Consider the following 21040-nt stretch of genomic DNA (forward strand, 5'->3'; position numbering starts at 1 on the left):
CCGATGAAATACTCATTGACCGCTGTCGCATTCGCGCTGTTGCCACTGTCCGGCGCCTTCGCCGCTGACAAGGGCGTGCCGTTCGCCGCCACCGCCAAACCCGCTGCCGATGCCGCCTTGCATGACACGCTGCCCGAGGCGATCAAGAAACGCGGCAGTATCATCGCCGGCACCAACCCGAACACGCCGCCGACCACCTTCTACCAGGCCGACAACAAGACCCTGGCCGGGCGCGAGATCGACATCATCAGCGCGGTCGCCGATCGTCTCGGCGTGAAGCTCGAACTGCGCGACACCGGCGGTTTCGACAACATCATCCCGGGCCTGAAATCCGGCCGCTACGACGCCGCGATTTCCAACATCGACGCCAACGCCAAGCGCCTGGAACAGGTGGACTTCGTCGGCTATTACAACGCCTCCAAACTGGCGCTGATCGGCCGTGCGGATGCCGATAAAGGCCCGTTCAATACCTTCGCCGAACTGTGCGGACAGACCGTCGGTGCCGGCGCCGGTACCTCACAGGTGACCCGTCTGCAGCAGGCCAGCGAAGCCTGCGTCGCGGATGGCAAGCCGGCCATCAACGTACCGATCTTTCCGGACCGCCCGGCAGGTGTGCAGGCGGTGATCAGCGGTCGCGTACCGATGTTCTTCGGCCCGTACGAGGGCCTGCGCTATCAGGCTTCTCAGGTCAAGGCGCTGAAACTGGCGGGCGAGATCACCATCGAGGACACCATCGTGTCGATCGCCCTGCCGAAGGACTCGGCACTCGGCAAACCGATCCAGGCAGCGCTCAATTCGCTGATCAAGGATGGCACCTACCAGCAGATCCTCGACAAGTGGGAAATCGGTTTTGGTGCGGTGCAAAGCGCCGGCCTCAATGAAGAAAACCTGCGATGAGTCCACGGCCTGACGACGACATCGCCGGGCTCCGTATCGTCAAGCACCGTCACTGGGGGCGCTGGCTCAGCGCCCTGATCGTCTTGCTGCTGCTCTCGCTGGTGGCCACCTCGATGGTCAACAATCCACGTTTCGAGTGGGACGTGGTGGCCCAGAACCTGACGGAAGAGTCGATTCTGCGCGGCGTGCTGATGACCATCGAGCTGACGGTGATCTCGGTGGTGTTCGGCTTTGCCGGCGGCACGCTGCTGGCGCTGATGCGGCTATCCTCCAACCCGGTGCTGGTCAGCGTCGCCTGGGGCTACACCTGGTTTTTCCGGGCCGTGCCGATGCTGGTGCAGCTGTTTCTCTGGTACAACATCGCGGCGCTGTATCCGCAACTGTCGCTGAGCCTGCCGTTCTTGGGCGAAGTGTGGCGTGCAGAAACCAACGAGCTGATCAGCCCGTTCAGCGCGGCGGTTCTGGCGCTGGTCATCCACCAGTCCGCCTATGCGGCGGAGATCATTCGCGCCGGTATCCAGAGCGTCGGCCAGGGCCAGCTCGAAGCCGCGAAAGCACTCGGTTATCGACCGGGCCAGATCTTCCGGCAAACCGTGCTGCCCCAGGCCATGCGCACCATACTGCCGCCCGCGGGCAACGAGGTGATCGGCCAGCTGAAAACCACTGCGGTGGTCTCGGTGATCGCGCTGCAGGACGTGCTCTATTCGGCGCAGATCATCTATCAGCGTACCTATGAAGTGATTCCATTGTTGCTGGTCGCCACCGCCTGGTACCTGGTGATGACCTCCGTGCTGTCGGTGCTGCAGCATTACGTGGAAGTACGCTTCAGCCGCGGCAATGGCCCGGCGCGCGGCAGCTGGTTGCGCCGCCACAAAGGCACGCAGGAGGCCGAGTCATGAGTGAATCCATCCGCCTGCGGGGCGTACACAAGCAGTTTTCCGGCAATACGGTGCTGCACGGCATCGATCTGGACATCGCCGCGGGTTCGGTGACGGTGATTCTCGGGCCGTCCGGCTCGGGCAAGTCGACGTTGCTGCGCTGCATCAATCACCTGGAAAAGCTCGATGGCGGCACCATTCACGTCGGCGACACGCTGATCGGCTATTGCCGCAAGGGCCAGGCACTGTACGAGTTGCCGGAAAACACCGTCGCCCAGCAGCGGCAGCGTATCGGCATGGTGTTCCAGCAGTTCAACCTCTTCCCGCACCGCACCGTTTTGCAGAACATCGCCGATGCGCCCATTCGCATCCTTCGCCAGAAGCGTGCCGACGTGGAGGCGCGGGCGCTGCAGTTGCTCGACCAAGTGGGCCTGGCGCACCGGTCGCAGGCCTGGCCCCGCGAGCTCTCCGGCGGGCAGCAGCAGCGCGTGGCGATCGCCAGGGCGCTGGCCATGCAGCCCGACGTGATGCTGTTCGACGAGCCGACCTCCGCGCTCGATCCCGAACTGGTGGGCGAAGTGCTGCAGGTCATGAAGCAACTGGCGCACTCCGGCATCACCATGGTGGTGGTGACCCACGAGATCGGCTTTGCCCGGGAGGTGGCGGACAACATCGTGTTCATGGACAACGGCCGTGTGGTGGAGGCAGGTGACGCCCGTTCGCTGCTGGACAACCCTCAACACCCGCGGCTGCGCGAGTTTCTCGCCAGCGTGCTGTAGCTGCCGCCCCGTGGTCAGGCGGCGGCGGGGCCGCTGCCAGCCTAGGCCGGCGGCGCGTCCGGCGATGAGCTCATGCGCCGCAATTATTTGACCATTGGATCAACAATGCATAGGGTGTGCAGCCGTTTTCCCGCCTGAAATGCCCATGACCCATCGCCACAAACTGCCCGCTACCGTTTACCTGCTTGGCGCTACGATCTTCTCGTTGGTGACCGCCGAATTCATGGTCGCCGGCATGATGCCGGCGCTGGCCGACGCCTTTGGCGTGAGCCTGGCCAAGGTCGGCAACCTTATCGCGCTGTATGCCCTGGGCATGGCGCTCGGTGGGCCGCCGGTCACCGTGCTGCTGCTTGCGCGGGGTATCGGCAACAAGCATGCGCTGATCGGACTGCTGGCAGTCTATGTGGCGGCCGGCGCCCTGGCCGCCGCAGCGCCGAGTTACCCGGTGCTGGCCCTGGCGCGTATCTTCATGGGGGTCTCCAGCGCCGCCTGCATCGGTTTGTGCATGACCCTGTGCGCCGCGATGGTGGCGCAGGAGGCGAGGGGCAGGGCAGTGGCGGTCGTGCTGGCAGGGCTGATGCTGTCGCCGGTGGCGGGTGTGCCGATGACCGCCTGGATCGAGCATCACTACGGCTGGCGTGCCAGTTCCTGGGCGGTAGTGGCGCTTGCGCTGATCTGCACCGCGTTCGCAGCGCTGTGCCTGCCCGCCAGCGACGGCCAGGAAAGCAGCCTGAAACGCCAGTGGACCACGCTGGGTAACCGCAGCCTGTGGGCGGCGTACCTCACCAGCGGGCTGATCATCGGTGCCACGTTCGCCGCCTTCAGCTACTGCATACCGATCCTCATCGACGAGGTTGGCGTGGCGCCCGGCATGGTGGCGCCGCTGCTGGCGTTGTATGGCGTTGCCAACCTGCTGGGCAACATGGTCGTCGGCCGTTATGCCGACAGTCACACGCTCACGGCACTGGGTTGGGGCCTGCTGATGCTGGTGCTGGCGATGGTCGGCTTTGCCCTGGCCGGAGAGCGGTTGTGGCTGAACCTCGGCTGCTTCATCGCCATAGGCCTGACCGGCGTGGCGCTGAACCCGGCCATGGTGGCGCGGGTGATGAAAGCCGCCGAGTCCGGGCCGCTGGTCAATACCCTGCATACCTCGGTGATTACCGCTGGCCTGGCGCTGGGCAGCTGGGGAGGAGGGGCCGCCATCGAAGCGGGCTATGGCCTGCGCGCACCGCTGTGGGTAGGCGCCGGTTTGGCGCTGCTGGGCCTGCTCAGCGTGCTACCACCGCTGGCCACCCGCAGAGCGCCAGCCCCCTGCGTGCACGCCTGAACCCCATACCTGGCGGGTCGCTCAGGAGCGATTCACCAGGTCCACCAGGTGGTTCAAGAGAAAGTCGTTGCTGAACCGTGACAGGAAAGTATCGTCCGAAAAGACGATCCATTGCCCGTGCTCCTTTCGAACGACAAGGGTTGGATGCTCGGGGGTCAGGTCGCTGACGATCACCTGCAGGGACGAGTCGACGATCTCCGGTCGGATGTCGACCGTGTTTCCTGCCAGAACGATCTTCAGCGACTCGAGCTCGATGATCGCGCCATCGAAGGCGTGCTGGTCTTGAGTGCGGATCAGGTCCAATCCGGCGATGCCGGAGATATCGACATCCACCATCCTGAACAGCTCGGCCAATTGGTCCCTGACCACACCGATCTGCCTGCTTCGCTCGGCAACGGCGTCATCGGCTCTTTCTCTGTAGATCTTCAGCGCTCTTACCAAATCGCTCTTGCTGGCCATTCCGTGGACTCCGTGGTGGTGTCCGTTGAAGTGTAGATGGGAAGCGGGAAATCTTTCGCGGCCTGATCAACGCGCATTCGGAATGGTTGGCGCGGCCGAGGTAAGCCAGACTGCAAGTGATGAAAATCAGCGAAATCAGGCTGAATCAACGTTTGCTGGCAAAAGCCTCGGTCGGTGATGCCATTCAATGTTCATGGTAGTCCCCTGCTCTTATAGAAGGGCATCCCGGCGCTGGCGCCGGAATGTTCAGCCGGGGCAGGCGCGGTCAAGGGCGGGCAGCAGTGCCGTCCGGCAGACGTGCGTTGGTCCAGTCGGGCAGACCGCCCTGACAGGGGAAGCGCTTGGCCTTTTCTTCGTCGATGTCAACACCAATGCCGGGGCGGTCGCTCAGGTACGCGTAGCCGCGATCGATTTCCGGACAGCCCGGGAATACCTCCAGCAGATTGTCGTTGAGCGGTGTCCATTCCTGGATACCGAAATTAGTGGTACTCAGGTCCAGGTGCAGGTTGGCCGCCACGCCTATCGGAGAAATATCGCCAGGGCCGTGCCAGGCTGTGCGTACGCCATGGAATTCGGCGAAGGTGGCAATCTTCCTGGCTGGGGTGATGCCGCCTACGGTGCTGACATGGCACCGAATGAAGTCGATCAGGTTGTTCTGAATGAGCGGCTTGAACTCGTTGACGTTGGTGAACAGTTCACCCATGGAAATAGGCGTGCTGCTTTGTGCTCGCAAGGTCTTGAGCCATTCCAGGTGCTCGGGGGCAACCGGGTCCTCCAGGAAAAACAGCTGGTGTTGTTCCAGATTCTTCGCCAACTGCACGGCGGCAATGGGGGTGACACGCTCGTGCACGTCGTGGATGAATTCTACGCCGAAGCCCAGCGTGCTACGCAGATGGTCGAACAGTTTGGGCACCGCGCGCAGGTAGGCATCGGGGTCGAAGTAGATGCCAGGGGTCTTGGTGCGCGGCGATACCTTGGGCTGGATATTCTTGGCGCGGGCCAGCTTGCCGGCAATCAGCCGCAAGTCCTCGGTACCAGAGCCGCCGTACATGCCCATCTGGCAACGCACGTGCTGGTAGCCTTCTTCCATGGCCGCGCGAACGCTGTCTTCCACGGCAATCTCGTCTTCACCATCGCAATGTCGGTAGAGCGGCACGCCATCGCGGCAGCGACCACCGAGCATCTGGTAAACCGGCAGGTTAGCGACTTTGCCTTTGATGTCCCACAGCGCCATGTCGATGCCCGACAGCGCGTTATTCATGACAGGGCCGCTGCGCCAGTAACCGCTGACAGCGCCGGACTGCCAGATATCCTCGGTCCGAAGAGCGTCCTTGCCGATCAGGAAAGGCTTCATGTACTGCTCAATGGCGGCTTCCACGGCGAAGATCCGCTGGGTAAAGGTGGCGCAGCCGAGACCATACAGGCCAGGCTGATTGGTCTCCACCTTGACCACTACCAAGTCAATGCCGCCGGGGGCGGTCAGAATCGTTTTTACATTTGTGATTGTTATGGATTCCATCTCGATCTCCGGTTTTTGGATGGTTCTCGACTCATGAACGTGGGTGGGCTTCGTTGATAGCCTCGACGTTGCTGGCCATCGCCTGGTTGAGCGTTTCGGCGGCAGCCACTGCGTCATGGTTCTTGATCGCCATGTACACGTTGATATGGGCGTTGACGCTTTCCAGGGTGATGCCCAGAACGCGGTTCAATTCTTCGAGGTAATACAGATAGATGTGCCGGATCGAATCCATGGCATGGATGAAGATCTTGTTGTGCGACGCCTTGACGATGGCGTAGTGAAAATCGAAGTCGGCCTGGGAGTAGCGCTTGTAGTCATCGCGATTGACCAGCATGCGGTTGAGCGCCGCTTCGATGAGGCCGATGTCCGCTTCGGTGGCGTGCTGGACGGCCAGCTCCATGCAACGGAACTCCACCGTCTCGCGAAACACGCGCATGTCATCGAACTCGGTTCGCGACAGGTGCATGATCGGCTGGTTGTCGCTCAGACCCTGCTGGTCGAGATGATCAATGACGAACGTTCCCTTGCCTTGATGTGTCACCACAATGCCGAGTCCCCGCAGGCGCTGCACTGCGCTGCGAACACTGACGCGGCTGACCTGGAAGCTGGTGATCAATTCCGATTCCGACGGCAGTTTGCTGCCTTGCGGCCACACCCCTTCTTGGATGTTGCGCTTCATCTGCTCGTAGACGTCATTGACGATGTTCTGAGGTTTCACGGCGGACCACTCATTTCTTGTTTTCAACTTGTCACATAAGTTGACTCTATTCCGGTATCTCCTGCAAGTTTTTTCACAAGCAAAAGGGAGGGAAGCGGAATTTTCCTGAAAAAACCCCTTGATTGTTGGCTAAAACGCGGTTCAGGATAGAAGCATGGCGAAGCGAAGCCTTGTCCTACAACCATCAACATATGTTATGAGTAGGCCATCCGAGGCTTCGAAGAGCGAACTCCAAAACAACAATGCGCTTCGACGCGCTAGAGGAGAGGCGATCTATGTCTTCACTGTTCGATCTGTCTGGGCGCACCGCGCTGATCACCGGTTCCACACGCGGTCTGGGATTTTCCTATGCCAAGGGCTTGGCTGAAGCGGGCGCTGCGGTGGTCCTTAACGGCACTAACGCTCAACGTATGGACGAAGCTGTCTCGCAACTGGTTGACGCGGGGCATTGCGCTACCGGTTTTGCATTCGACGTGGCCGACGAGGCTTCGGTCGAAGCCGTGTTCAGCAGCCTGGACAGCCAGGGCGTGCACGTCGACATCGTCATCAATAACGCTGGCATCCAACACCGCCAACCAATGCTCGAGTTGCCGTTGGCCGACTGGCAACGGGTGCTGGACGTCAATCTCACCAGTGCGTTCATCGTCGGTCGCGCAGCTGCCCGGCGCATGGTCGCTCGCGGCGAAGGCGGCAAGATCATCAATATCGGCTCGCTCACCAGTGAAGCAGCCCGGGCCACGGTCGCGCCTTACACCGCCGCGAAGGGCGGGGTGAAAATGCTGACCAAGGCCATGGCCGCGGAGTGGGCCGAATACGGTATCCAGTGCAACGCGATTGGGCCCGGCTACATCCACACCGAGATGAACGCCGCGCTGGTGAACAATCCCGATTTCGACCGCTGGGTCAAGGCCAGTAATCCAAGCCGCCGTTGGGGCAAGCCGGATGAGCTGATCGGTACGGCCGTGTACCTGTCTTCCCAGGCATCGAACTACGTGAGTGGCCAGATCATTTACGTCGACGGCGGGTGGCTTGCCACGTTGTAGCTGCCTCGGTAAATCACGTCTCTGCCTGAATAAAAATAACAAGGAAGATACATGAAACCTACACGCGCAAGGTTTTCCATCCTGGCCATGCTATTTGTGGTCACCGCAATCAACTATATGGACCGTGCCAATCTGTCGGTGGCGGGCAGCGCCATTCAGGCCCAGTTCGATTTGTCGCCCACGCAGTTGGGCCTGCTGTTTTCGATGTTCACCTGGTTCTATGCCATGAGCCAGGTGCCGGTGGGCTATGTGCTCGATCGCGTAGGCCCGCGCAAGCTATACGGCAGCGCTATCATCCTGTGGAGCTTGTTCACGTTCCTCATGGGGTTCGCTTCGCATCCGGTGTTTGCCACGGCCACCGGATCCTTCGTGATGCTGCTGGTGTGTAGGGCGTTGGTCGGCGTTGCTGAGGCGCCGTCATTCCCCTCCAACACCAAGATCATCGCCAACTGGTTTCCTGACCATGAACGAGCCCGGGCGACGGCTGCGTACTCCAGCGCCCAATATATAGGCCTGGCTGTGCTGACGCCGGTGTTGGCCTGGATCGTGGTGACCTGGGGATGGGAGGCGTCGTTCTACATCTCCGGCGGCGTAGGTATCGTCTTTGGCGTCTACTGGCTGATCGCCTACCGCGACCCGGCTGACAGCACCAAGGTTAACCAGGCCGAACTCGAATTGATCCGCAAGGGCGGCGGCTACGGGTCAGCTAACCAGCGCGGCAATCGCACCAAGGTGAACTGGCCCGATGTACGTCACGTGCTGCGCCAGCGCACGGTTTGGGGATTATTCATCGCCCAGTTCGCGGCCTCATCGACGCTGTACTTCTTCCTGACCTGGTTCATCGTTTACCTGGAGCGGGGCCTGGGGCTGTCCATCGCCAATGCGGGTATAGGGGCGATGTTCCCCTACCTGATGGCCATGTGTGGCGTACTGTGCGGCGGCGTCCTCAGCGACATGCTTCTCAAGCGCGGCCATTCCCGGACCCTGGCCCGCAAGCTGCCTGTGATGCTGGGGCTGGGCGTGACTACCAGCATCTGCCTGGTGAACTTCTTCGAAGACCAGCCGGTGATCGCCATTGCCATACTGTCGATCGCCTTCTTCGCCAATGCCTTCTCCAACCTCGGCTGGGTAGTATGCAGCGACGTGATTCCGCGCCATCTGATTGGCACCCTCGGCGGCTTCCTGAACATATTCGGCAACCTGTCGGGAATCATCAGCCCGATCGTCATCGGGGTGATTCTAGAGCGCACCCACAGCTTTCAGTACGCCATGTTGTATATGGCCGGCGTTGCCTTATGTGGCTTGCTTGCCTATGTATTTCTGGTTGGGCGCATTGAAGTCATCTCGCTGCCATCCAGCAGCGCCACTCCTGAGCCAGGCAACGATCAACTGCGCGACGCGCGCCCTTCAATAAAAGGATAACAACAATGACCATCCAGACCATCGAGAACCGTGCGTGCGTTGCCTTCGGCATCAAGGACGTTCGTTACGTGCAGCAGCCGCTGGCCTATGCGCCTGAAGAACAGGCGCTGATACGAGTTGCGCGGGGCGGGATCTGTGGCTCCGACATCCACTACTACCAGCATGCGCGGGCGGGTATGTCGATCCTCAAGAATCCTCTGGTGTTAGGCCATGAGTTCATTGGGGTGGTGCAGGCCGTACCAACGGGCAGCTCGCTGAAGATTGGCCAGCGAGTGGCGATCAACCCGTCGCAGCCATGCAACCGCTGCTCCCTATGCCTGCAGGGCAAACAAAATGTTTGTCGCAGCATGAGGTTTATGGGCAGTGCGCAGTTCAACCCACACGTCAACGGCGGGTTCTGCGAATACGTGGCAGTGGCCGAGCAGCAGTGCGTGCCTTACGCCGAGCACGCTTCGGACGCTGTGATGGTATTTGCCGAACCACTCGCGGTAGCGCTGCACGCGGTACACCAGGCCGGAGAGATGATCGGCAAGAAAGTGCTGGTAACCGGCTCGGGCCCCATCGGCTGTCTGGTGATGGCGGCCGCACGTAACGCGGGCGCCTCGCTGGTTGTAGCCACTGACATGAGCCCGCGTTGCCGTGAGCTGGCGCTGAGGATGGGTGCCGACCAAGCGGTTGACCCCGGCGATGACGCGGTTACCAACGCATGGGCCGAAGATGGCGGCTACTTTGATGTGTGCTTCGAGGCCTCCGGAGCGCCGGCGGCGATCGCTTCGACGGCAAGCTTCACACGGCCCAAAGGTACTGTGGTGCAGGTGGGGATGGGGCACGCCACCGTAGAAATGCCGCTTGGGCTGCTCCTGGTCAAAGAGGTAAAGCTGGTAGGCTCATTCCGATTCATCGACGAATTTGCCACATCGGTACGCTGGCTGGAAAGCGGGCGTGTCGACCCGCTGCCGTTGCTATCGGCCGAGTTCGGTCAGGAGCAGATTGTCGAAGCGCTTGAAATGGCCGGCGACAAAAATCGCGCCGCGAAAGTGCAATTGGTGTTCGCCTGATGACCCGTATCGCTTTGATAGGGGAGTGCATGATCGAACTGCAACAGCACGCGGATGGCACTATTACCCAGAGTTTTGGCGGCGACACGCTGAACACGGCGGTGTACTTGCGTCGCTTGCTGCCGGAGCAGTGGCAGGTGTCTTACGTGACCGCGTTGGGCGATGACAGCTTCAGCGACGCCATGTGCCGTAGCTGGAGCGAAGAGAATCTCGACCTGTCGTTGGTGCAACGCTTGCCGAAGCGTTTGCCGGGTATGTACTGCATTCAGACCGACCCGCAGGGTGAACGGCGCTTTTTGTATTGGCGCAATGAGGCGGCCGTTCGTGACTGCTTCAATCAGCCTGGCGCGGCAGCGGTGCTCGACCAGTTGCAAGATTATGCGATGATTTATCTGAGCGGCATCAGCCTGGCAGTCGTAGGGGAGGAGGGGTTAGGCAAGCTGCTGCCGTGCCTTGCGCAAGCCCGCCGAAATGGTGCCCGATTGATCTTCGACAACAATTATCGCCCGCGCTTATGGCGTGATCGGCAGGCTGCGCTTGATACCTACGGGCGCCTGCTGCCGATGGTAGACATCGCGTTGCTGACACTCGACGACGAGCACGAATTATTCCAGGAAACCACGGTTCAACAGACCTTGGAGCGCTATCGCGGCTATGGCACGTACCACGTGGTAATCAAGCGCGGTGCTCAAAGTTGCCTGGTCAGGCAGGGCGATCAGCAGGTGGAGGTAGCGGCTGAAAAGGTCGTGAAGGTGGTGGATACCACAGCGGCTGGCGACTCCTTCAGCGCGGGCTATCTCGCTGCCTGGTTGCGGGGCTCATCTGCTGAACAAGCAGCTGTAGCGGCACATCGACTGGCGGCACGGGTCATTCAGTACCCCGGCGCACTCATACCCAGAGACGCTATGCCCTGATCGTGTCAAGGCTGTGGGTCCGCTTGATGGATTTCTCAATCCTTCGCAGAAACCTCTCGCGAAGGGCAATTTCGTAGCCAGCGCAACGGGTTAGGTGAGATGCGATTCCCATGGCTCAACGACGGGATCAGTTAGCGAATCCTGGGATCGAGGCGCTGCAATCGTTATTAGCCCAAAACGGGACTCAAGGTTGGACACTGCACCTAATACGCAATTTAACAAGTGGGCGATGTCAGATGTTCATAAGCCGCTCAAGGGACGGAGATTGCTGACTCAAAGTCCTCGCAACGAATACGGCCGTTCATCGATTGATGTTCATGAACCTAGTTTTCCCGACATCCCTCGCCTCGCCGCCCCGGCCTCTCACGGTCCCAATCCAGAGGCTGATGGATGCTAGTTCAAAAAACATGCTTTGGGACTTGGTTGAAAATCTGGCAGAAGTTGGCAGGCTCAGAATTGAGCAGTGCGGTTTGCCCCGGAGCTGTTCGCTCATGGCACCTCCCAACAGCCTCAATTGTTAGGCTCGAAGGTCTCTAGAGAATTCGCGCGATTCAGTAAATAGAAGAAATGTTCCCCGTCAGGGATCTGATTGACAAAGCTTTTTATCTTGTAAGTTCTGGGAACAATTTCTTTGTAAAGTTCAACGAAAACGTTGATCCGTTCTCTCAGCGCAGGTGAGATACCTGTCTGCACGATATCGCCAATTGATTATTAACAGGGTTGACGGATTGAGCGAAGCACGGCGCAATGTCCATTGCGAACGTTGACACATCATCTACCGCATCGGCACGCCAACACAGCTGATGCTTTCCGCGGAAGAGTAAAAATTCAAAAGAATTCATACAGTCCTTGCTTAATTGTCCAGTGTTTATACGCGATGAATCTATTCGTTTCGTATGACGGATTAGCCGCTAAATACACAGGTGGCTCTACTTCACATAGGCATCTGCCACCCAGACTTCACCCACCGGAACTTTGGCTCTTGAACCTTCGGCCCGCCGAAGTCTTCACCTTCAATCTTGAAGCACCTGGCCATCAGATCCCGCACCCCCCCCAAGCGCTCCATGGCAGTGAGTTCCTTGGTGATGTCCTTGACAACCGTTGTAAACGCCTTAGTCGATTCTGACTTCATGAACTCGGGAGTGGAGAGAGCGAAATCCCGGTCGGGTAACGAAACCCCAAATAGGCTAGTAACAGAGCTTGCCGCCTTGATTAGAAAGCTGCCTTGGATACCTTGGGCAGACCTGAGGCCGTAGCTGCGTTTAAGGTCGCCGCAAATCTTGTCGACATCATCCATGAGCTTGGTGATGCGCTTGTTTCCACTCGCGAGCCCTTGCTCGTCGAAGGCAACTCGAATGGCCTTTAGGGTTTCACGCATCGTTACGAAATGGTCTTCGCTGCGGATCTGTCGAGCTGCCTCGATCGCACCGGAAACGCTTCCGGCGGATTGAGTCAGCCATGCCGAAAACAAGGGTAGATCCAAAGCAACGGTCTGAGTTGCTCCGTGCGACTGGATTTCCGAAATGCTCGTACTGGTTTTGTCCGAGAGGTTTGCCAGGAGGCGGGCGGTGAAGTCATGGCCGAAGGCGCCGGCTTTCTTCATCCAGTGCACTTGATAGGCATGCCTGATGGGATGAATGAATGAGTCTGCTTTCAGGTGTTTGGCTGCAGTCGTGTAATAAATTGATTTGTACGCGAGCCAGTTCAGCGAGGCGACGAACATCTCCAGTTGCTTGGTGGGACCTCCATAGGCACCAGGATACTCTCCAGTGAACTCTGACTTGCTGAATTCGTGTCCATCCGAACCCACTAGCTTGACATCTTTCGACCAACGTCCGCGCGTTTCACTTGCATCGCTTAACTCTGCGAAGATTGCTGCGCTTAGGGCACTGTATTTGCCATAGTCGTCGGACGCACGGTAGCCCAGCATCCTCATGGTTAGGTAATACACACTGGAGGCTTGATCCCAGGTGCAGACCATGTTCATTTTCAGTTGCTCCAAAAGGGCACTAAAGTCCTCATCCACGAACTCGCCGCCGCGAATTTCAGGACGAATCAGCGATGCTTCTTTTTGAGCGACCGTATCAACCCCGTCCAGCCCGAACTCGGTAGGCGACAAGAACCTGAGGTAGGGGAATTGTTGCTTGCGGCTTTCTCTGTGGTCTGCTTTGTAGTTGTCTATGCAGAGGAGGTCGTCGTAAAAGAGGTTGCCTTGCAGGAAATTCTCTAACGCGCACAGGTCTCCATTGATCGTATCGCTGGTCTTGACTGCAACCGCGCCGGTGGCGCGCTGGACGGCAGTGAGGGTGGCGTTGTCTATCAGTGCGTAGGTCATGTATTCATTGCCAATCCTAGTGTGGCTGAAACTATAACCACTAAGATTGGATGGTGGCTATATTCGACGGGCAGTCTTCGCGAATCATGAAATTCGGATTGACCGTTGAAAAAGTAGACGTCGAAAACGAATTGGTCGAATCAGTGGCTTAGGAGGCTCATGAACATTTCCAACATAGCCTGTCATTTAACATAATATACATTATGCGAAGTCTTGGCTATTCGTGGCAGGGAGTCAGTCCGCCGATTTTGCCTGCATTACAGCGACTTCCTCCATCGTGTCTAAACGGATCCATCAGCGCGCTTCATTCTTGGCCATGATCAAACCAGGCATTGGCCTTTGCGATGACAGCTCTGCGCGCGCTGCCGGATTCGCTGAATGGTCCTTGCAGTGCGAGTTGTTTGAGGGGCTTGCCGTGATCGTCGTGGAATGTGGCGATTACCGCTTGGGCGACACTGCCCAGTTCGTTTGCCCAGATGAACTCCAGCTGCACGTTGCGTGAGCCGGTTTGGCTGGTATGAATGAATGGCGGCGCTTTGCTGGATAAGGTCGGCATGGAGAACGCTCCGTGTGGCACGCTCGTGCGGCCTTTATGGTTCCTCTCTTTACTGTAGGTGACTTAAGGAATCCGTCTAGAACGCATGTTTCCAAACATGACAAAAGCCTGCGTAGCAGCTTTATCAGCTGCTACGCAGGCCTCGGTTGCAGCGCGATGCTAGAGAATCAGGCTACCGATCAGCGCCAGTATGAACGCGATACCACCCAGCAACGTCTCCATAACCGTCCAGGTTTTCAAAGTGGTCTTCTCGTCCATTTCCAGGAAGCGGCTGACCAGCCAGAAACCCGAATCGTTGACGTGGGACAGCACCGTTGCGCCGCCGGCGATGGCAACGACGATAAAGCACAAATCGAACTGGCTAAGCCCTGGCGTCGCGGCCACGGTTGGCGCCATCAGCGCCGCCGCCGTGGTGAGTGCCACCGTGGCGGAACCCTGAGCCACGCGCAGCGCTGCAGAGATCACGAACGCGGCAACGATAACCGGCAGCCCGGTGTCCGAAAGCGTGCCCGCCAGTGCATCGCCAATGCCGCTGGTGCGCAACACACCACCGAACATGCCCCCTGCCCCTGTTACCAGGATGATCGAGCAGATGGGCCCGAGCGCGCCCTCACAGACCTTTTCCAGGTGCTTGCGGGAGTGGCGGCCGCTGAACGCGATCAGTGCGAAGAGTACGGTAATCAGCAGGGCGATTGGCGTTTTGCCGATCATGCGCAGGAATTGCACCCAGCCGCTGTTGCCATCTACCGCGCCCATTACGCTCAGCGTATTGAGGCCGGTGTCGAGGAAAATCAGCACCAGTGGCATCAGCAGAATGGTCAGTACCAGCGAGAACGGCGGAGGCGCAACGCTGTTATCACGCTCCACATCGGTCAGGAAGCTGCTCGGCAGCTTGAGATCGAAACGCTTGCCAGCCCACTGCCCGAACAGATAGGCACCGAAGTACCAGGTCGGCAATGCGATTATGGTACCGACGATGACCAACAGGCCGATATTGGCGCCCAGCAGATCTGCTGCGGCAACCGGCCCCGGGTGTGGCGGGACCAGAGCATGCATGGCAGCAAACGCACCGGCGGCAGGCAGCGCATAGGTGAGCGTCGACCCACCAAAGCGCTTGGCCACACTGAAGATGATCGGCAACATGACGATCAAGCCGGCGTCGAAGAAGATCGGGAAGCCGAACAGCAGCGATGCGATGCCGAGCGCCAGGGGGGCTCGTTTCTCACCGAATTTGTTGATCAGCGTATCGGCCAGCACCTGGGCGCCACCGGTGATTTCCAGCAGTCGACCAATCATGGCGCCGAGGCCGACCAGCAAGGCCACGGCTGCCAATGTGGTGCCAAACCCGCCGAGCAAGGTAGGAACCACCTTGTCGTAAGGGATTTGTGTCGCCAACGCGGTGATGACGCTGACCAGTACCAATGCCAGGAAGGCATGCAGGCGGAAGCGGATGATCATAACCAGCAGCAGCAGTACGGCGCCCGCAGCGATGCCAAGTAATGGGCCGGCGCCCAACGTCGTCTCATTCATGACGAGCGCCCTCCTCTGTTGGCGTAATCACAGACGCATTGTCTTTAGATGGAATGTGCCCGGTGAACCGAGCGCTTTGGATGCTTTTCATATCGTCTCCACTTGTCTTTGTTATGGGAGAAGCCTGGTTGTGCTGGTTATCAGCGGGTGTCATCTGCAGATCGCCACCAGTCAGCGGCTTTCTGGCCGAGGGTGTCGATGGGTAGCGTCGCGTCGAGCGTCAGTGTCGCCGGCTCGCCGCTCGGTGATTCAAGGGTAGCGAACTGGCTGTCGATGAGGCTTGCGGGCATGAAATGCCCAGGCCGATCACCTACGCGGCGCGCCGCTTCTTCGCGGGACAGTTCTAGAAACACGAAACCCAGGCCGGGAACCGCTTCACGCAGGCGGTCTCGATACTTGCGTTTGAGCGCCGAGCAGGCCAATAGCGGCCGATCATGGGTTTTGAGTGCGCTGGCCAGTTCCTCGCCCAGGCGAGACAGCCAGTCGGCGCGGTCATCGTCGGTCAGGGGAATGCCGGTGCTCATCTTTTCGATGTTGGCAGGCGGGTGAAACTGGTCACCTTCGATCAGGTGGCCACCGATATGGTGGGCAATCGACTCACCGACGCAGCTCTTGCCGCAACCGGAGACGCCCATTACTACCAAGGCACGTACAGGGGTATTCATATCGCAACTCCAGCGGAAGACAGCGCTATCTTTGGCCGGTAACAGAAACGGCGGATGGCTGCTTCGAATGTTGTATTTCTAGTCGCCAGGACAACGAATCGAGGGCGGAAAAAACCAACGCACAGCGTTGCCAACGCATCGAGACAGCGCTACCTTAAACGCCAATTCAAGCTCATGACAACCCCCTCGCGATGAAATCTCCGACGCAGAGCAACTCTCGTACCCTCGGTATGCCCACCCTGGCGGAAGTCGCCGAGCTTGCCGGCGTGTCCACCATTACCGCGTCACGTGCGCTGCGCGGCGTCACCACCGTGGGGGCGGATCTCGCCGAGCGAGTGCGCAAGGCTGCTGACGAACTGGGTTATGTAGCCAACCCTGCGGCACGCACCCTGGCGTCGGCGCGCAGCACGTCGGTGGTGGTGCTGATTCCGTCGCTGTCCAACCAGTTGTTCATCGAGCCGCTCGACGCCATTCACGAAGTGATGCGACCGCGCGGCATCGAGGTGCTGATCGGTGATTACCATTATTGCCGCGACGAGGAGGAACGGCTGGTGCGCAATTACCTGCCGTACCGGCCGATGGGCATGCTGCTTACCGGTTTTGACCGCACCGAGGCAACTCGTCACCTGCTCAGTGCCAGCCGCATTCCCTGTGTGCACATGATGGAATTGAGCAGCGCGCCCGGGATCGCCAGTGTCGGCTTTTCCCAGCAGGCGGCTGGCGAAGCCGTGGCGCACCACCTGCTGCAGCAGGGTCGCAAGCGTCTCGCCTATGTCGCGGCGCAGCTGGACCCGCGCGTGATGCAGCGCGGCGAGGGGTTTCGTCGCGCCTTGCAGGCGGCCGGCGTCTACGACCCCACCCTGGAGCTGCTGCATCCCCTGCCCTCATCGATTGGCCTGGGTGGGCAGCTGTTTCGCGAACTGATGCAACGCCACCCGGACGTCGACGGCATCTTCTTTTGCAACGACGACCTGGCCCAAGGCGCGCTGTTCGAAGCGCAACGCTGCGCCATTGCCGTTCCCGAACGGGTCGCGCTGGTAGGCTTCAACGACCTGCCGGCCTCGGCCCATACCGTACCGCGGCTGTCGTCGATCCATACGCCGCGTACCGAGGTCGGGCGTGAGGCTGCGAACCTGTTGCTGAAGATGCTCGATGGCCGCACGGCAACGCCGCATATCGATCTGGGTTTCGAACTGCGGGTGCGTGAAAGCAGCTAGCCGAGCGCGGTCATCAAAGCTTAATCGGTTAGCGGCATGCTGCGGGCCTGACACAGGGAGGTGTCGCCCCATGAAGAAGCCCGGCGATATGCCGGCGGCGATATGCCGGGCTTTTTCGTGTCAGCGCCTGATCATTCCAGGGTCAGCGCGACGCGGCCGCGATCCGGGCAGGCTTCCATGTAACGATGCGCCTCGGCGAATTCGTCGAAGGCGAACACCTTGTCGATGCGCGGTTTGAGCAGCCGGTCTGCCGTCAACTGGTTGATGTGCTTGAGCGCACGCTGCACCGCAGCGTAGTCCGGCTCGATACCCAGTTCCGAGTGCCCTGTGAAATCCAGCACGCAGTGGCGGAAGAACTGCAGGTGCTTCTTGAAGGCCGCACAGGCAGGAAACGCCGCGTCGTTGCCACCATTGATGCCGTAGAGGATCAACTTGCCTCGGGTCGCCGCCACGTCACCGAGCAACTTCAACTGCTGGCCTGCACAGTGGTCTAGGATCACCTCGGCGCCTTTGCCTTCGGTGTAGCGTTCGACTTCCAGCACCAGATCCTGCTCTTCGGTGAAGATGATCTTGTCGGCGCCCAGCTCGCGCAGGAACTCGCGGCTGTCGGGCACGCTGGTGGAAACGATCACCTTCGCGCCCAGCGCCTTGGCCAGCTGCACCGACTGCGGCGCCAGGCAATGGCAGGCTTCGGTAATCAGCACATGCTGACCGGCCTTGAGCTTGGCCAGATCGACCATGGCGAAGTAGGCGAACAGCAGCCCGGTGTAGTGCACGCTGGCTTCCAGCGGCGAAAGTACGTCCGGATAAGGCGTTACCGCATAGCGCGGCACCACCACCTGGTCACCCCAGGTCGGGTAGCGATTGGGGGTACTCGCCGGGAAGGCGGCAACCTGTGCGCCGACCTCGAGGTCATCGACGCCCTCGCCCACGGCTTCTACGATACCGGCCAGCTCCGAGCCGACACCCGAAGGCAATTTGGCTTCTTCCGACGCCAGGTTCTGGCGCCACAGTACGTCACCCCAGCTAACCCCAAGGGCCTGGACACGCACCAGCACCTCACCGGCACCCGGGGTTGGCGTCGGCACTTCTTCGCACTGCAATACGCTGGCGTCGCCGAACTTGTGGAAACGGATCATGCGGGACATCGTCAACCTCAACTGATCGCGGATGGGTTATTCACTGCCATCGACTCTATCTGCTGCCCCTGGTCTACACCACCCGCGACGATTGATAGTCGTCATGCCTGACAGTGATATAGGCCACCAGAACGTGTGGATATAGCAATGATACCGGTGTCTTCCCCAACTCGCTCAACTGCTCGTACTATTGGCGCACAAGGCTCTCACTGGCGTCCCGCTCTGGCAAGCCCGCACATTTGGTACCTGGATGAACCGCAACGACCTGCGCCGCCTCGATCTCAACCTGTTGATCGTCTTCGAAACACTGATGCACGAGCGCAGCGTGACGCGCGCGGCCGAGAAGCTGTTTCTCGGCCAGCCGGCCATCAGCGCGGCGCTGTCGCGACTGCGCAGCCTGTTCGATGACCCATTGTTCGTGCGCACCGGGCGCAGCATGGAGCCCACGGCCCGGGCGCAGGAGATCTTCGCGCTGCTGTCACCGGCGCTCGACTCGATCTCGACGGCGGTGAGCCGTGCTTCGGAGTTCGACCCGGCAACCAGCACTGCGGTGTTCCGGGTCGGTTTGTCCGATGACGTCGAGTTTGCCCTGTTGCCTGCCCTGCTCCGCCGCCTGCGCTCCGAAGCGCCCAACGTGGTGCTGGTGGTGCGCCGTGCCAATTACTTGCTGATGCCCAACCTGCTGGCGTCCGGTGAGATATCCGTCGGTGTCAGTTACACCGAGGAACTGCCCGCCAACGCCAAGCGCAAGACCTTGCGCCGCAGCAAGCCCAAGCTGCTGCGTGCCGACGCAGTGCCGGGTACCTTGAGCCTCGATGAATACTGCGCACGTCCTCACGCGATGGTGTCGTTCGCCGGCGACCTCAATGGTTTCGTCGACGATCAACTGGCGCGCTTGAATCGTAGCCGCAAGGTGGTCCTCGCGGTGCCGCAGTTCAACGGGCTCGGCACACTACTGGCCGGTACCGACCTGATTGCCGTGGTACCGGACTATACCGCCGCGACCCTGACAGCAGCAGGCGGTTTGCGCGCCGAAGATCCGCCGTTCGAAAGCAGCAGCTTCGAAATGTCCATGGCCTGGCGCGGCGCGCAGGATAACGACCCCGCCGAGCGCTGGCTGCGTTCGCGCATCCAGATGTTTTTTGGCGACCCGGACAGCCTCGAATAAACCCGCGGTCTACGGGCGGCGGCGCTATGCGATATAAATAGATAGCTTGCTATTTATATTCCAAATCGTAATATCATCATTCGCAGTGATATTTATCTTCGCAGCGTTCGATTCGCGCCTTTCGGGTAGCCGAGAACACACTCCGCCTCCATCACTACCAACACCTTGGCGGATCGTCATCATGGAACAGCCCAACACCCGGCTCTGGCCCTTCCCTCTTGCACTCGCCGCGACCCTGGTACTCGCCGCCTGCGGCAAGAGCGAAGACGTCGCGCAGGCCCAGATGCCGGCCGCGAAAGTCAGCGTGGCGGAAGTCATCGAGCAACCGCTCAACGAGTGGGACGAGTTTACCGGTCGCCTCGAAGCCCCCGAGTCAGTACAGATTCGCCCTCGGGTATCGGGCTTCATCGACAAGGTGAGCTTCAACGAAGGCACCCTGGTGAAGAAAGGCGACCTGCTCTTCCAGATCGATCCGCGCCCCTTCCAGGCCGAGGTCAAGCGCCTCGAAGCGCAGCTGCAGCAAGCCCGCGCCAACCAGGCCCGCACCGTCAGCGAAGCACGTCGCGGCGAGCGCTTGCGTGAAGGCAACGCGATCTCCACCGAGCTGGCCGATGCGCGCAAAACCGCAGCCCAGGAGGCCCAGGCTGCAGTCGCCGGCATCCAGGCCGAGCTGGATAACGCTCGCCTCAACCTCAGCTTCACTCGCGTGATCGCGCCCATCGATGGGCGCGTTAGCCGCGCCGAAGTCACGGCGGGCAACCTGGTGACCGCCAGCGAGTCGCTGCTGACCTCGGTGGTATCCACCGACAAGGTGTACGCCTATTTCGATGCCGACGAGCGTGCATTTCTCAAATACACCGAGTTGGCCCGCCAGGCCGGTCAGGACAGCCGTGGCAAGAGTCCGGTGTACCTGGGCCTGTCCAACGAGGACGGCAACCCGCACCTGGGGCAGCTGGACTTTCTCGACAACCAGGTCAACCCGCGCACCGGCACCATCCGTGGCCGCGCCGTGTTCGACAACACCGACGGGCGCTTCACCCCAGGCCTGTATGCACGCCTGAAACTGGTCGGCAGCAGCACCTACGACGCCACCCTGATTCAGGATGTCGCCGTGGGTACCGATCTCGGCAAGAAGTTCGTGCTGGTACTGGGTGCCGACAACAAGGTGGTCTACCGCTCCGTGCAGTTGGGGCCGAAGCTGGAGGGGCTGCGCATCGTCCGTGATGGTCTGGCCAAGGGCGAACGCATCGTGGTCAACGGTCTGCAGCGAGCGATACCGGGCAGCACAGTCGACCCCCAGGCCGTGCCGATGGCCGACGAGAAAACCCTCGCGGCACTTGAGCGCCAACGCCGTGCGGTGGCTACGGCCCGCGCCGCGCGAGACGAGCAGCCGCTGAAGGTCAGCCTCAAGTAACA

Annotated in this window: 19 protein-coding genes; 11 read left to right on the top strand and 8 right to left on the bottom strand. The window is 60.2% G+C overall.

What is annotated here, in order from left to right:
• The first annotated feature begins 3 nt into the window (after positions 1-3).
• The 4 genes from ACZ0AV_RS01995 to ACZ0AV_RS02010 all read left to right on the top strand — a co-directional run bounded on the left by ACZ0AV_RS01995 (position 4) and on the right by ACZ0AV_RS02010 (position 3881).
• The gene (locus ACZ0AV_RS01995; protein WP_499149489.1) at positions 4-897 is read left to right on the top strand and encodes an ABC transporter substrate-binding protein; all 894 of its coding nucleotides are present in this window, start codon (positions 4-6) and stop codon (positions 895-897) included.
• Positions 894-1796 carry an amino acid ABC transporter permease gene (locus tag ACZ0AV_RS02000; RefSeq protein WP_499149490.1) on the top strand — a complete coding sequence of 301 codons (903 nt, stop codon included), beginning with the start codon at positions 894-896 and terminating at the stop codon, positions 1794-1796. Before ACZ0AV_RS01995 ends, ACZ0AV_RS02000 begins: the two co-directional genes overlap by 4 nt.
• Positions 1793-2554 carry an amino acid ABC transporter ATP-binding protein gene (locus ACZ0AV_RS02005; RefSeq protein ID WP_499149491.1) on the top strand — a complete coding sequence of 254 codons (762 nt, stop codon included), beginning with the start codon at positions 1793-1795 and terminating at the stop codon, positions 2552-2554. The genes ACZ0AV_RS02000 and ACZ0AV_RS02005 overlap by 4 nt, the downstream gene beginning before the upstream one ends.
• A gap of 145 nt (positions 2555-2699) precedes the next feature.
• Positions 2700-3881, top strand: coding sequence for an MFS transporter (locus ACZ0AV_RS02010; RefSeq protein ID WP_499149492.1), 1182 nt, complete (start codon positions 2700-2702; stop codon positions 3879-3881).
• A 21-nt stretch (positions 3882-3902) separates the two neighbouring features.
• Here the strand turns inward: ACZ0AV_RS02010 and ACZ0AV_RS02015 are convergent, their stop codons facing one another.
• The 3 genes from ACZ0AV_RS02015 to ACZ0AV_RS02025 all read right to left on the bottom strand — a co-directional run bounded on the left by ACZ0AV_RS02015 (position 3903) and on the right by ACZ0AV_RS02025 (position 6577).
• Positions 3903-4340 carry a hypothetical protein gene (locus ACZ0AV_RS02015; RefSeq protein WP_499149493.1) on the bottom strand — a complete coding sequence of 146 codons (438 nt, stop codon included), beginning with the start codon at positions 4338-4340 and terminating at the stop codon, positions 3903-3905.
• 265 nt (positions 4341-4605) lie between these two features.
• Positions 4606-5976, bottom strand: a complete 1371-nt coding sequence (locus tag ACZ0AV_RS02020) for an enolase C-terminal domain-like protein (protein ID WP_499149494.1) — start codon at positions 5974-5976, stop codon at positions 4606-4608.
• Positions 5891-6577, bottom strand: coding sequence for a FadR/GntR family transcriptional regulator (locus tag ACZ0AV_RS02025; protein WP_499149495.1), 687 nt, complete (start codon positions 6575-6577; stop codon positions 5891-5893). Before ACZ0AV_RS02025 ends, ACZ0AV_RS02020 begins: the two co-directional genes overlap by 86 nt.
• Before the next feature lie 275 nt (positions 6578-6852).
• Here ACZ0AV_RS02025 and ACZ0AV_RS02030 point away from each other — a divergent pair, with 275 nt between their 5' ends.
• Genes ACZ0AV_RS02030 through kdgK form a run of 4 tightly spaced genes read left to right on the top strand, consistent with a single transcriptional unit; the run spans position 6853 to position 11014 of the window.
• Positions 6853-7620: an SDR family oxidoreductase gene (locus tag ACZ0AV_RS02030; RefSeq protein WP_499149496.1), complete on the top strand. Its 768-nt coding sequence runs from the start codon at positions 6853-6855 to the stop codon at positions 7618-7620.
• Positions 7621-7671: 51 nt separating this feature from the next.
• Positions 7672-9042 (top strand): MFS transporter, encoded by a 1371-nt coding sequence (locus ACZ0AV_RS02035; RefSeq protein WP_499149497.1) that lies wholly within the window; start codon positions 7672-7674, stop codon positions 9040-9042.
• A 5-nt stretch (positions 9043-9047) separates the two neighbouring features.
• The gene (gene idnD, locus ACZ0AV_RS02040; RefSeq protein ID WP_499149498.1) at positions 9048-10100 is read left to right on the top strand and encodes an L-idonate 5-dehydrogenase; all 1053 of its coding nucleotides are present in this window, start codon (positions 9048-9050) and stop codon (positions 10098-10100) included.
• Positions 10100-11014 (top strand): 2-dehydro-3-deoxygluconokinase, encoded by a 915-nt coding sequence (gene kdgK / locus ACZ0AV_RS02045; RefSeq protein ID WP_499149499.1) that lies wholly within the window; start codon positions 10100-10102, stop codon positions 11012-11014. Before idnD ends, kdgK begins: the two co-directional genes overlap by 1 nt.
• Before the next feature lie 934 nt (positions 11015-11948).
• On the opposite strand, the gene ACZ0AV_RS02050 is transcribed toward kdgK, so the two are convergent.
• From ACZ0AV_RS02050 to ACZ0AV_RS02065, 4 genes are all read right to left on the bottom strand, one after another.
• Entirely contained in the window at positions 11949-13349 is a 1401-nt protein-coding gene (locus tag ACZ0AV_RS02050) for a hypothetical protein (protein ID WP_499149500.1), read from the bottom strand.
• Positions 13350-13653: 304 nt separating this feature from the next.
• A complete protein-coding gene (locus ACZ0AV_RS02055; RefSeq protein WP_499149501.1) occupies positions 13654-13905 on the bottom strand; it encodes a hypothetical protein in 252 nt (83 codons plus the stop codon).
• Between the two features lie 159 nt (positions 13906-14064).
• The gene (locus ACZ0AV_RS02060) at positions 14065-15435 is read right to left on the bottom strand and encodes a GntP family permease (RefSeq protein ID WP_499149502.1); all 1371 of its coding nucleotides are present in this window, start codon (positions 15433-15435) and stop codon (positions 14065-14067) included.
• Between the two features lie 140 nt (positions 15436-15575).
• A complete protein-coding gene (locus ACZ0AV_RS02065) occupies positions 15576-16100 on the bottom strand; it encodes a gluconokinase (RefSeq protein WP_499149503.1) in 525 nt (174 codons plus the stop codon).
• Between the two features lie 191 nt (positions 16101-16291).
• Here ACZ0AV_RS02065 and gntR point away from each other — a divergent pair, with 191 nt between their 5' ends.
• Positions 16292-17317: an HTH-type transcriptional regulator GntR gene (gntR, locus tag ACZ0AV_RS02070; RefSeq protein ID WP_499149504.1), complete on the top strand. Its 1026-nt coding sequence runs from the start codon at positions 16292-16294 to the stop codon at positions 17315-17317.
• Positions 17318-17448: 131 nt separating this feature from the next.
• Here gntR and ACZ0AV_RS02075 read toward each other — a convergent pair whose 3' ends face one another.
• Positions 17449-18465, bottom strand: a complete 1017-nt coding sequence (locus tag ACZ0AV_RS02075; protein WP_499149505.1) for a zinc-dependent alcohol dehydrogenase family protein — start codon at positions 18463-18465, stop codon at positions 17449-17451.
• 241 nt (positions 18466-18706) lie between these two features.
• On the opposite strand from ACZ0AV_RS02075, the gene ACZ0AV_RS02080 reads away from it, so the two are divergent.
• Both ACZ0AV_RS02080 and mexE read left to right on the top strand, forming a co-directional pair.
• Positions 18707-19624 carry a LysR family transcriptional regulator gene (locus ACZ0AV_RS02080; RefSeq protein ID WP_499149506.1) on the top strand — a complete coding sequence of 306 codons (918 nt, stop codon included), beginning with the start codon at positions 18707-18709 and terminating at the stop codon, positions 19622-19624.
• Positions 19625-19805: 181 nt separating this feature from the next.
• Entirely contained in the window at positions 19806-21038 is a 1233-nt protein-coding gene (gene mexE, locus ACZ0AV_RS02085; protein ID WP_499149507.1) for a multidrug efflux RND transporter periplasmic adaptor subunit MexE, read from the top strand.
• Positions 21039-21040 lie beyond the last annotated feature (2 nt).

The organism is Pseudomonas sp. AC532 (assembly GCF_979258965.1).